9 protein-coding genes are annotated in these 12750 nt (G+C 64.5%); 8 read left to right on the top strand and 1 reads right to left on the bottom strand.

Annotated elements, in window-relative coordinates:
- The first annotated feature begins 109 nt into the window (after positions 1–109).
- From D6201_RS12170 to D6201_RS12205, 8 genes are all read left to right on the top strand, one after another.
- Positions 110–850, top strand: coding sequence for a FadR/GntR family transcriptional regulator (locus tag D6201_RS12170; RefSeq protein WP_120049014.1), 741 nt, complete (start codon positions 110–112; stop codon positions 848–850).
- A 111-nt stretch (positions 851–961) separates the two neighbouring features.
- Positions 962–3208 (top strand): polysaccharide lyase 6 family protein, encoded by a 2247-nt coding sequence (locus tag D6201_RS12175; protein WP_120049015.1) that lies wholly within the window; start codon positions 962–964, stop codon positions 3206–3208.
- Positions 3205–5385: a heparinase II/III domain-containing protein gene (locus D6201_RS12180; RefSeq protein WP_199798189.1), complete on the top strand. Its 2181-nt coding sequence runs from the start codon at positions 3205–3207 to the stop codon at positions 5383–5385. Before D6201_RS12175 ends, D6201_RS12180 begins: the two co-directional genes overlap by 4 nt.
- Before the next feature lie 2 nt (positions 5386–5387).
- Positions 5388–6689: an MFS transporter gene (locus D6201_RS12185; protein WP_120049016.1), complete on the top strand. Its 1302-nt coding sequence runs from the start codon at positions 5388–5390 to the stop codon at positions 6687–6689.
- Positions 6690–6723: 34 nt separating this feature from the next.
- Positions 6724–7479, top strand: coding sequence for an SDR family NAD(P)-dependent oxidoreductase (locus tag D6201_RS12190; protein ID WP_120049017.1), 756 nt, complete (start codon positions 6724–6726; stop codon positions 7477–7479).
- A gap of 30 nt (positions 7480–7509) precedes the next feature.
- Positions 7510–8400, top strand: a complete 891-nt coding sequence (locus D6201_RS12195; RefSeq protein ID WP_120049018.1) for a sugar kinase — start codon at positions 7510–7512, stop codon at positions 8398–8400.
- 378 nt (positions 8401–8778) lie between these two features.
- Positions 8779–9609, top strand: coding sequence for a S1/P1 nuclease (locus D6201_RS12200; RefSeq protein WP_193725702.1), 831 nt, complete (start codon positions 8779–8781; stop codon positions 9607–9609).
- Positions 9606–11066, top strand: a complete 1461-nt coding sequence (locus tag D6201_RS12205) for an AMP nucleosidase (protein ID WP_120049019.1) — start codon at positions 9606–9608, stop codon at positions 11064–11066. The genes D6201_RS12200 and D6201_RS12205 overlap by 4 nt, the downstream gene beginning before the upstream one ends.
- Here the strand turns inward: D6201_RS12205 and D6201_RS12210 are convergent.
- Positions 11063–12739, bottom strand: coding sequence for a bifunctional metallophosphatase/5'-nucleotidase (locus D6201_RS12210; protein ID WP_120049020.1), 1677 nt, complete (start codon positions 12737–12739; stop codon positions 11063–11065). The genes D6201_RS12205 and D6201_RS12210 overlap by 4 nt on opposite strands.
- Between the last annotated feature and the right edge of the window lie 11 nt (positions 12740–12750).

A 12750-nucleotide genomic window follows, 5' to 3' on the forward strand; every position in this document is an offset into this window, starting at 1 on the left:
GGGGTGCCAACCTCCCTTGGCGCCCCCGACTTTCACCACGCTGGAATTGGTAGGACAAATATCGTAGAGCATCGTTAAACCGGGCTATCGAGGACTTCGGCAGGGACTTATGACCGCGAAACGGCTGTATCAGGACATCGCCCGCAAGATCGCGGAATTGATCGACGCGGGCGCATATCCCGCCGGTTCGCGCCTTCCGGGCGAGCGTGATCTTGCAGAGAAGTTCGGCGTCAGCCGGGTGACCATTCGAGAGGCGGAGATTGCTCTCCAGGCCATCGGCCGGCTCGAGATCAAGACAGGTTCCGGCGTCTATGTCAGCGAGAGCAAGCCGCAGCTGGTCGATGCCATGCCCAGCGCGAGCGCGTTCGAAGTGACCGAAGCCCGGCTGCTGGTAGAAGCGGAAGCGGCGGCACTGGCAGCGCGCAACATCACCGATGCCGATATCGCCAGGCTGGAAGAGCTGATCGAGGCGATGGGCGACAGCGATGCCGACGCAGCCAATGCGGCGGATGAGAAGTTTCACGAAACCATCGCGCAGGCGTCGAACAATTCCGCCATCGTTCACACCGTCAAGCAGCTTTGGCAGATGCGCGAGACCATCCCGCAGGTGAAGCAGACCTATGAAGCGGTGTGCGTTCACGATGCCAAGCAACGTATCGAGGAGCATCGCGAAGTGTTCGATGCACTGAGAGCGCGTGATGCGGGCGCGGCGCGCGCGGCGATGCGTGGACATTTCCAGCGCCTGCTCGAAGCGATGCTGGAAACGACGGAAAAGCAGGCGCTGGCCGAAGTGCAACAGCGTGCGAGCGAGAGCCGCGAACGCTTTCTGGCGGCAGCGAAGCTAAACTGACCGCAACCCTCTATTGGTATGACAGAGGTCTGTTTTCTGGCATACGGAACTGGTTGACAGGCCTCGCTGGTGTCCTACTATCTCCGGCAATTATAAGGGAAGGGACTCAGGATGCTCGGCAGGCTCGCGCTTTCAGCGGTGGCAGTGGTGTGCGTGGCGCACCCCGTTGCGGCACAGGACATCTTGGTCAGCACGCAGGCCCAGTATGAGCGCGCCGCCGACGAGGTCGAGGCGGGCAACACCATCGTCCTTGCGGACGGCGAATGGCGCGATTTCGAAATCGTCATTACCGGCGAGGGCCGCGCCGACGCCCCGATTACCCTGCGCGCACAGACGCCGGGCGGCGTCATACTGACCGGACAATCGAATTTGCGGATCGGCGGCGAGCATGTCGTCGTTTCGGGCCTCGTCTTCCGCGATGGCTACAGCCCGACCGGTGAAGTCATTTCCTTCCGCCGCGACAGTGACGATCTGGCCCGCAATTCGCGCGTGACGGAAACGGTGATCGACGGGTTCAGCAAGCCCAACCGGACCGAGACGGATTACTGGGTGGGCATTTACGGCCAGAACAATCGCTTCGATCACAATCACCTGTCCGGAAAGACCAATGCCGGTGTCACGCTCGCCGTGCGGCTGAACACGGAGGAAAGCCGGGAGAACGATCACCGCATCGATCATAACTATTTCGGCCCGCGGCCCAATCTCGGCAGCAATGGCGGGGAGACGCTGCGCATCGGCACCAGCCATTATGCGCAGTTCGCTTCCAACACGACAGTCGAGAACAATGTCTTCGATCGGACCAGCGGCGAAGTCGAGATTATCTCCTCCAAGTCGGGCGGCAATACGCTGCGCGGAAATCTTTTCCTGCGTTCTCGCGGCGGGCTGACGCTGCGCCACGGCGATGGCAATCTGGTGGAAGGCAATGTCTTCCTTGGCCAGGGCGTTGATCATACGGGCGGCATTCGTGTCATCAACCAGCGCCAGACGGTGCGCGGCAATTACATGGAAGGGCTGCGCGGCACCGGATTTGCGAGCGCGCTGACCGTGATGAACGGCGTGCCCAACTCGCCGGCGAACCGCTACGTTCAGGTCGTCGATGCGGAAATAGAGCGCAACACGATCATCGACAGCACGCGCATCACGCTTGGCGCGGGCGCCGATGAAGAACGCAGCGCGGCGCCGGTGGACACCAGCTTTGCGTCCAATCTGATGTCCGGCCAAGGCGAAGGCCCATTCATCCGCGTTGACGCCGATGTTTCAGGCATCGATTTTGCAAACAATGCGGTGCTTTCGGGCGTGCTCGACGACGCGGTGGCCGACTTGCCGCGCGCGGATAGCGAGATGGTGCGCGCCGCCAACGGGCTTCTCTACCCCACCGATACCGCCCTTGCCGATATCGGCGTCCCGCGGGACATGCGGGTGCTCCAGCTCTCCGATGTCGGTATCGACTGGTACCCCAAGCCGGGCGAGCCGGCCGAGTTCGGAAGCGGGCAGCGCATCGTGGTCGGCGAAGGCGCATCGGCATTGCTCGCGGCGATGGCCGGGGCGCAGGACGGCGATCAGATCGTCCTGTCGCCGGGCACCTACGAGATCGACCGCACAATCCCGGTCGCTGCGCGGGTGGCCGTCAGCGGATCGCCCGATGGCGAGACGGTGATCACTTTCGCCCGCCCGACGCTCTTCGAATTGCAGACGGGGGGCGGATTGCGGCTTTCCGACCTGACCATCGATGGTGCCGCTGCGCCCGATTCCTCTGCCAACGCGGTCATCCGCACTTCCACCATGCCGGTCAGCGGCAATCTGGCGATCGAGATGGATGGCGTCACCGTCCGCAATCTCGACGTCAATAGCGATTTCGACGTGATCTATTTCGGCGCATCGACGCTGGCGGACAGCGTTCGCATCATCGACAGCACCTTCACGGATATCAGCGGGACGGTCGTCTCCGCTGCGTCCGAAGCGGACGATCAGGGCCGTTACAATGTCGAATATCTCGACATCGAAGGATCGCAATTCCGCAATGTGCGCGGCGGTGTGGCGGACGTCTATCGCGGCGGGCGGGACGAAAGCACCTTCGGCCCGCATGTCGGCATCACCGGCTCCAGCTTCGTCGATGTGGGCGAGGGGTCGGGCGCATCGCTGACGTTGCACGGCGTCCAGCGCACGGAGATTGCGCGCAACCGCTTCGAAAGCTCGGCCCCGATTGCCATCACCCACACGGTGGGCGTGCCGGTGACCGCGCTCAGCAATAACGATTTCGTCGCGACGCCGGAGCCGCTCCTTACCGAGATGAACTATCCCGGCGAACCGCGTGTCGAGATGGTGGACAACACTTACGCTGCGGAGGTCGGCCAATGAAGATGCTCGCGCTTACTCTTGTCGCATCGGCAGCGGCGCTGACCGCAACGCCCGCCCTGGCGGCGGAGCGACCCGAGGACGCGGCTGCTGTAGCCGCGCAAGAAACTTATCCGACGCTGTTTGCCGAGGAAATGGCGCGCGCCGAAACCTTCGTCGACGCCATGATGGCGGAAGGCATCACCGTGCCCGTGCCGCGCGACCCGGGCGGCGGCTACACGCATGAGCAGCATAAGCGGAACTACCGCGCCATGCTGCTGGCGGGCCAGCTCTACGAACTCACAGGCGAGCAGCGATATTTCGCGTTCGTTCGGGACATGCTGCTCGAATATGCGGAGCTTTATCCGACGCTTGGCGATCATCCGGCGCGCGCGAACCAGAATGTCGGGCGATTGTTCTGGCAGGTGCTGAACGACGCCATGTGGATGGTGCATGCGGTGCAGGCCTACGAGACGATCCGCGACGATCTGACGGCGGCTGAGCGCCAGCGTATCGACGACGATGTCTTTCGCCGGGCGGCCGATTTCCTTTCGGTCGAATCCGAAGCGACGTTCAACCGTATCCACAACCACGCCACCTGGGCGACCGCTGGGGTCGGCATGACGGGCTATCTGCTCGGTGACGAAGAGCTGGTACAAAAGGCACTTTACGGTACGGCGGGCGATGGCGAAGCGGGCTTCCTGCGGCAGACCGAACTGCTCTTCTCGCCCGACGGATATTACACCGAAGGGCCCTATTACCAGCGCTTCGCCCTGCTGCCCTTCATGGTGTTTGCGGGCGCGATCGATCGCAACCAGCCCGATCTGGAGATTTTCGAATATCGCGACGGCATCCTCGAAAAGGCTCTGCTGACAACGATCCAGCTGACCTATGACGGCTATTTCTTCCCCTTCAACGATGCGATCCGCGACAAGAGCCTGAACACGGCGGAACTCTATGAAGGTGTGGCCATCGGCTATGCGGTGACGGAAAATCCCGCCTTGCTCGACATTGCCCGCTTCCAGGGCCGCACGGTCATCTCCCAGGCCGGCCTCGAAATGACGCGCGCGCTCGATGCCGGACGCGCCGAGCCGTTTCCGTTCCGCTCCCTGCTGTTTACCGACGGGCCCGAGGGCGATCAGGGCGCGGTCGCGGTGCTGCGCGACGGGACCGGGCCGGAGCATCTGGCGGTGGTCATCAAGAATGCCTCGCAAGGCATGGGCCACGGCCATTTCGACAAATTGAGCTGGCAGCTTTACAATCGCGGCGAGGAAATCGTGCGCGATTACGGCGCGGCGCGCTTCCTCAATATCGAGGCGAAGGAGGGCGGACGCTACCTGCCCGAGAACGAGACGTGGGCGAAGCAGACCGTCGCCCACAATGCGCTGGTGGTGAACGAGCGCAGCCATTTCTACGGCGACCGCGACCTCGCCGACCTTTCCGCGCCCACGCAGCTGGCGTTCGAAGCGGGCGAGGCGTTCCAGTACAGCGCCGCGAGCATCGACGATGCCTACCCGCAAGATGGCGTGGCGATGACGCGGGTGCTGGCGCTGGTCGAGGTGGAAGGACTGTCCCAGCCCGTCACGCTCGACGTGCTGCGCGCCGAGGGGCAGCGCAATGCGACCTTCGACCTTCCGCTCCACTATTCCGGGCACATCATGCGGCTCGGCTTCGATCCGGCGCGCAATGTCGCCGAGCGGCCGGTGCTCGGGAGCGGGCATGGCTACGAGCACATCTGGGTCGATGGCCGCGCGACGCCCGATGCGGCAGGCAGCTTCATGACCTGGATCCTCGACGGGCGATTCTACACCTATCGCTTCGTGCCCACGCAAGGGATGGAAGTGATCCTTGGCGAAAGCGGCGCGAACGACCCGAATTTCAACCTGCGCCGCGAACCGCTTGCGATCCAGCGCGTGGACGGCGTGCAGGCGGCGACCTTCGTCAGCCTGCTCGAATCGCACGGCCTCTATGACGGCGCGGCGGAGCAGACGGTCGAAAGCGATAGCCAGATCGCGGCGCTGCGCCATCACCGGCAGGGCGCATACGACCTCGTCACGATAGAAACGCTGGCGGGAGAGGAAGTCGCGGTGGCGATTTCCTGGGACGCCGATCCGAACGCAACACATAGCGCCACATTCGAAGGGCGCGAAATAACATGGCAGGGCTACGCCGCGCGCGTTGTGCTGACAGGAGGGGAATAGAAATGGCGGTTAAAGGCCTTCGCTGGTGGGTCGTCGGGCTGGTCGCTCTGGCGACGATCATCAATTATATTGACCGGCAGACGATCAACGTTCTCTGGCCCGAAAATATCGCGCCCGAACTCTTCCCGGACATGGACGCGGACGGACACAAATACATCCTCGGCGTCATCAGCACGGTCTTCATCTTTGCCTATGCGGCGGGCCAGGCGCTCTTCGGCAAGATCTTCGATTGGATCGGCACGCGCATGGGCTTCGTGCTGTCCATCGGCGTATGGTCCTTGGCAACTGCAGCGCATGCGCTGGCTCGCGGCGTCGTCAGCTTCAGCATCTTCCGCGCCATTCTCGGTGTCGCGGAGGCGGGCAACTGGCCGGGCGCGACGAAGGCCAATGCGGAATGGTTCCCGACGCGTGAGCGCGCGCTGGCACAAGGCATCTTCAATTCCGGGGCGGCGATCGGCGGCATCATCTCGATCCCGCTGATCGGCTACATGGCCGTCTTCCTCGACTGGAAACTGATCTTCATCCTCGTCGGACTCATCGGCCTACTGTGGCTCGTGCCATGGTGGTTCATCGTGAAGGCACCGCCAGAGTCGCATGACTGGCTATCCGCCGAGGAGCGCGAATATATCCTCACCGGCCAGCGGTCCGAGGATGCGGTCGACGATAGCGATGACGGCTACAACCCGACGACGGGTGCTCTGCTGAAGCGCCGGGAAAGCTGGGGAGTCATCATCGCATCGGCTGCGATCGACCCCATCTGGTGGCTCTTCATTGTGTGGATCCCGACCTATCTGGTCGAAGTCCACGGCTTCAACGTCAAGGAAGTGGCAGCGTCCGGCTGGCTGCCTTTCGTGGGCGCAATGCTCGGAGCCTGGTTCGGCGGCATCCTGGCCCAGAACCGTCTTGGCGCGGGCTGGAGCGTCAACGCGACACGGAAGCTGACGATTACGCTCGGCTGCCTGATCATGCTGCCCGCCCTTCTGGCGTTGTCCGCGGCCTCCGCACCATGGACGGCGCTGTGGCTCATGTTCACGATCCTCTTCGGCTTCCAGACCGCAATCGGCAATGTCCAGACGCTGCCGAGCGATTTGTACGGCAAGTCCACTGTCGGCACACTCTCGGGCATCGCGGGCATGGCCGCCAAGTTGGGCGCGGCCGCGTTGACCTATCTCGTCCCGATCATGACTGCCGGCGCGAATTACTATTCGGTTTTCGTGCTTGGCGCGGGCCTCGCCCTGACCGCAATTGCCGCTGTGTGGCTGCTGTGCGGGACGATCAAGCCTCTCAAACCCAAAACCGCCTGATCAGGCGCAATCACTCGAAATAAGGACCATCATAATGGGTAAACTCGACGGTAAAGTCGCAATCGTAACCGGCGGCAGCCGCGATATCGGGCGGGCGACGTCCATCGCGCTGGCCAATCAGGGCGCGAACGTCGTCGTCAATTACAATAGCAACCAGGCCGATGCCGACGACACTGTAAAGGCGGTCGAGCAGGCCGGCGGCAAGGGCATCGCGGTGAAGGCCGACGTGACCAAGGCTGCGGACGTCGATGCGCTGGTCGCCGCGGCGCGCGAGGCTTTCGGCGGCAAGATCGACATCCTCGTCAACAATGCGGGCGGGCTTGTCGCGCGCAAGACGCTGGACGAGATGGACGAGGAATTCTTCAACCACGTCATGCAGCTCAACCTCACCTCCGCCTTCCTCGCCTGCAAGGCTGCCGTGCCGCATATGGGCGAAGGCTCCGCCATCGTGAACCTCGCCTCGCTTGCCGGGCGTGATGGCGGCGGCGGCGGCGCTATCGCCTATGCCACCAGCAAGGGCGCGATGATGACGATGACGCGCGGCCTCGCCAAGGAACTCGGCCCCAAGGGTATTCGCGTGAATGCGCTGTGCCCCGGCATGATCGCCACCACCTTTCACGATACCTTCACGCCCGATGCGGCGCGCGAGAATGTGGCCAACGCCACCCCGCTAAAACGTCAGGGCAAGGCCGAGGAAGTGGCGGACGCGATCGTCTATCTGGCATCGCCCAGCGCATCCTTCATCACCGGCGCCAATGTTGACATCAATGGCGGTCTAGCCTTTTCGTAATCCGCGCAATTCGCGCGGAAGGGAACCGCAATGACCAGCTTCATCTTCGGTGAAGCCATGCTGGAATATCACAGCCATGGCAGCAGCGGGCTGCGCTATGGCGGGGATACGCTGAACACGGCGATCCACATGGCGCGTGCCGGGCACGACGTGGCCTATGTCACGGCGCTCGGCACCGATCCGATCAGCGATGCGCTGGTTGCGGCCTGGGCGGCGGAGGGCATCGATACGCGTTTCGTCCTTCGCCATCCGACCCGCTCGCCCGGCATCTACGCCATCCATCTGGACGAGAACGGAGAGCGCAGCTTCCTCTACTGGCGCGATCGCAGCGCCGCGCGCGAGATGTTCGCGCTTCCCGGCATGGCGGACGCGGTGGCCGCCGCGCGCGAGGCGGAGATGCTGTATTTCAGCCTGATCTCGCTCGCCGTGGTGGACGAGGCGGGGCGCGATGCGCTGGTGGGTCTGGCGCGGGACGTGAAGGCGGCTGGAAAGACGGTCGCCTACGATTCCAATTACCGTCCTTTGCTCTGGCCCGATCCGGCGGCGGCGCAAGCGGCTTCTCGCGCGGCGACGCAGGCCGCAACGCTCGGCCTGCCGACCAATGTGGACGAGCAGCAGATTTATGGCGACGCGCGCAGCGAAGAGCAGATCGCCGCCAACTGGCAGGGCGAAGGATGCTCTCTGGTCGTCGTGAAAGCCGGGGAGACCGGTTGCCTGATAGCCGAGGCGGGCAGCGAACCGATGCGGCAGGCCGCAAAGCAAATTGCCGTCGTCGATACGAGCGGCGCGGGCGATGCTTTCAATGCGGGTTTCCTCTCGGCCTATCTCGATGGCCGCGACATTGCCGATTGCGCCGAGGCCGGACAGGCGCAATCGCGCGAAGTGCTCCAGCATCACGGCGCGGTGCCGCCGCGCGGCTGAGGCCGCTTTCCTACAGCGAGAGCCGCGTGCTTCATGGCGCGCATGTCTCTGCCCATGCCATCTTTGCCGCTAGCCAGCCGGGTGACAGATCGTGCCTGCAAAGGTGACAATCACGCCTGCCAAAAGGTCACACAAGAGCGCCAGGAAAAGTCACGGTTCGTGAACGCAGGGTCACGGATCGGATGCGCAAGGTTACGCTTTTCACGGCGAAGGTCACACATTTGGGGTCGCAAGGTTACAGATGGCGCATTTTCGCTCTGGACACTGTGCCACTTGTCACACCCTCACGCCTTGCCCTTGGCGCTGGGAGCCGTCATGGCGACGCAATGCAGCGCCGCTATCGCTGGCGCTCCCAGCAAACGCCATCAGGGGCACGACATGATCAGATACGCCGCTCTCCCACTCGCCGCCGCCGCCATGGCGCTCGCCGCGCCCGCCCAGGCCTGGGGGCCGACCGGGCACCGCGTCACCGCCGAGATCGCGCAGGACAACGTCAGCGGGAAGACGCGGGCCGAGATCGCCGGCATCCTCGGCACTGAAGGCCTGCCCGAAGGCAGCACCTGGCCGGACGAACAGCGTTCCAACCCGGCGCCGTTCTGGCAGGATACGGCTGGGCCGTTCCACTACGTTACACTGCCGGTGGGCCGCGAAGTGCACCAGCTGGTCCACCCGCCCGAAGGCGACGCGCTGAGCGCGCTGGAGGGCTTCACCGCCACGCTGCGCAGCGATACGGCCACGCAGGAGGAGAAGGCGCTGGCGCTGCGCTTCATCGTCCACATCGTGTCCGACCTGCACATGCCGCTCCACGCCGGGAACGGCACCGATCGCGGCGGCAACGACTACCAGGTGCTGTGGTTCGACGAGCCGACCAACCTGCACTGGGTGTGGGACGAGGGCATGATCCTGCGACAGCAGCTCAGCTACACCGAGTACACGGCGCGGCTGGATCGCCGCATCACGCCCGAACGCACACTGGAATGGTGGGACTGGAACCCCGACACCTGGATCGGCGAGAGCGTCGAGCTGCGCGACCGCATCTACCCCGCAGCCGATGCCGAGTTCGGGAATGGCAGCCAAGAAGCGCCGCGCGTGCTGAAATACGACTATCACTGGCAATGGATGCCGACGGTCGAGCAGCGCCTGGCGCAATCGGGCATCCGCCTCGCCGCCTATCTCGACTGGGTCTTCGCCGGTGAGGAGGGCGCGTGATCACCACGATCGACGACATCGACGGTGTTCTGGACGAGCTCGAGGCGATCAGCGACGCCTCGCGCGCCAACCTGCTCTCCGCGCTGAAGGACTATGCCGAAAACGGCACTCCGCCCGATCCCGAAGCGCGCAAGAGCGGCGCCTTCGCCTACCCGCAGCTGACCCTGCGCTATGCGAGCGATGCGCCCGTGGATCACCCGGCGCGCTCCTACGCCCGGCTCAACCAGCCAGGCACCTATACCAGCTCCATCGCGGAGCCCGGCCTGTTCCGCGGCTATCTGAAGGACCAGCTCTGCCACCTGGTGCGCGACTATCCGGTGCAGCTGGAGACGAGCCGGTCCGCCGATGAGATCCCGTACCAATACGTGCTCGACGGCTCTGCACCGGGCCTCGCCGGAACGAGCAGCGCGGAGCTGACGCGGCACTTCCCGGCCAGCGATCTGGTGAAGATCGGAGACGAGGTGGCCGACGGCACGTGGCTTCCCGAAACGCCCGAAACCGACAAGCGCCCGCTATCGCTTTTCGATGCGCTGCGCACCGACTTCAGCCTGGCGCGCCTGCGCCATTACAGCGGCACACCGCCGCGCCACTTCCAGCGCTATGTGCTGTTCACCAACTACATCCGCTATGTCGAGGAGTTCATCGACTTCGCGCTGGCCGAGCTTGCCGATCCGGATAGCCCGTACGAGCGCTTCTCCGGCCCGGGCGCGGTGATCGAGAAGGGCGACACGGATGGCGCGAGAGAGCGCGTCGCTGAGGGGACGTGGCGCAAGCACCAGATGCCCGCCTATCATCTGGTGGGGAAGGACAATGCCGGGATCACGCTCGTCAACATCGGCGTCGGCCCGTCCAACGCCAAGACCATCTGCGATCACATCGCCGTACTAAGGCCCGAAGTGTGGCTGATGATCGGCCACTGTGGCGGGCTGCGGCCGAGCCAGACCATCGGCGACTACGTGCTCGCTCACGCCTATCTGCGCGACGACAATGTCCTCGACACCGAGATCCCGCCGGAGATTCCGATCCCGCCTATCGCTGAAGTGCAGACGGCCATGTTCAAGGCCGCGCTCGACGTGACCGGGGATAGCGAGGAGCAGCTGAAGCGCCGCCTGCGCACCGGAACGGTGGTGACGACGGATGACCGCAATTGGGAGCTGCATTACACACGCTCCGCATTGCGCTTCAACCAGAGCCGGGCGGTGGCGATCGACATGGAGTCGGCCACCGTCGCCGCGCAGGGCTATCGCTTCCGCGTGCCATACGGGACGCTGCTATGCGTGTCGGACAAGCCGCTGCATGGCGAGATCAAGCTGCCGGGGCAGGCCAACAGCTTCTACGAACGCTCGGTCAGCCAGCATCTGCGCATCGGTATCGAGGCGCTTCGCCATCTCGCGAGAGAGGGCGACGACTTCCACAGCCGCAAGCTCAGAAGCTTCGACGAACCGCCGCTGCGCTAGAGCGTGGCCACCCGGCCGCAGACCGGCACGCTGACGGTGCCACGGGCGACATAGGCCTCGATCCCGTCGATATCGAAGCCGACGATCTTGGGATCGCGGGCCTCGGTAAAGATCGAGAAGCCATCGCCGCCACCAGCCAGAAAGCTGTTGGTGGCGACGCGGTAAGTCCGTTGCAGGTCGAGCGGCTGGCCCGCCAGCGTGATCCCGGCCACGCGCTCTCCGGCAGGCGCGGCGCGGTCTACCGTGTAACGCAGCGCATCGGACGGGACGAGCAAGGATTCGCAAGCGCTCGCCAGCCCGCCCTCGTCACACCACTGGCCCTCCAGCAACTCGGCGATCTCGCCGCCGGTGAGCGACAGGACAGTCACGGCATTGCCGAACGGTGCCATCGCGGAAAGCTCGCCATAGGTCAGCACACCGTCCGCCGCGCCCGACAGGTCGGTGCGCACCCCGCCGGAATTGACGAAGGCGAGGTCGACCGGCTCACCCGCCTCGCGCGCCATGTCGAGATAGGCGTCGGCGATGAAGGCCTGGGCAGGACTGTCGAGGCAGTCCCGGCCTGCCGCTCCGCTCGCGGCGATAGGCCCGACCGCACGCTCCGCAACGGGGCGCACCGCCTCGGCATAGCGCGCGACGATCGCGGCGGCTTCGGCATGCAGGACAGCGGGCTCGGTGACGGCCACGGAACGGCCGGTAACGGACAGTGCGCGGTCGGCGGTGGGATCGACGGTCATCACGATCTGGGTGACGAAGCCGCCATAGCGACCTGCGGAGGTCAGCAGCACCGGCTCGCCGCCGGGCCGTGTCAGATTGCAGATGTAGCTGTTGTGCGAATGGCCCGAGACGACCAGCGAAATCGCCGGGTCGAGCGCCTCGACGATGGGCACGATCGGTCCGGAGAGGTCCGGGCAGGCGTCGAGCACGAAGCGGTCGTCGACATAGCCGCCTTCATGGATCAGCAGCACCACCGCGTCGGCGCCGTCTGCAACCAACTCGCGGGCGAAGCGGTTTGCGGTCTCAGCCTCGTCGAGGAAGGTGTAGCCCGCTGTTGCCTGGTCGGCGACGAGATTGGCGGTGCCTTCCAGCGTCAGACCGATAAAGCCGACCCGCGCGTCGCCGTACTCGCGCATCGCCGTGCCGGAAAAGAGCGTGTTGCCTGCCGCATCGACGGTGTTGCCCGCGAGATAAGCGAAGTCGGCGCCTGCGAAAGGCTCGATCGCGCAAGGCTCGCGCTGTGTGTTCGCTTCGCATCCGCCATTCTGCATTCGCTGCAACTCTGCAATGCCGCGGTCGAATTCGTGATTGCCGACCGATGCCAGATCCAGGCCGACGACGGAGAGCGCCCTTATGGTCGGTTCATCGAGGAAAAGCGCCGAGATGAGCGGGCTGGCCCCGATCAGGTCGCCTGCCGCAACGGTAATGGTGTGCGGATTGCCTTCGCGCAATGCATCGAGGGTCGCCCCAAGCTGTGCGGCGCCGCCGAGGCGCGCGCTGCGTTGCTGGCCATCCACCACGTAGGACACGTCGCCCGGAGATTGTTCGAGGTGGCCGTGAAAATCATTGAGGGCGAGGATCTGGACTTCGACCGGGCCGCCACCGCTTTCGGCAGGCAGGGTGGCGCATGCGGAGAGAGGGAGGCCGGCCAGGAGCGCGGCAAGGAATCGCTTGGTCATTCCCCTTGATT

It is taken from the genome of Aurantiacibacter aquimixticola (assembly GCF_003605475.1).
Lineage (GTDB): Bacteria > Pseudomonadota > Alphaproteobacteria > Sphingomonadales > Sphingomonadaceae > Alteraurantiacibacter > Alteraurantiacibacter aquimixticola_B.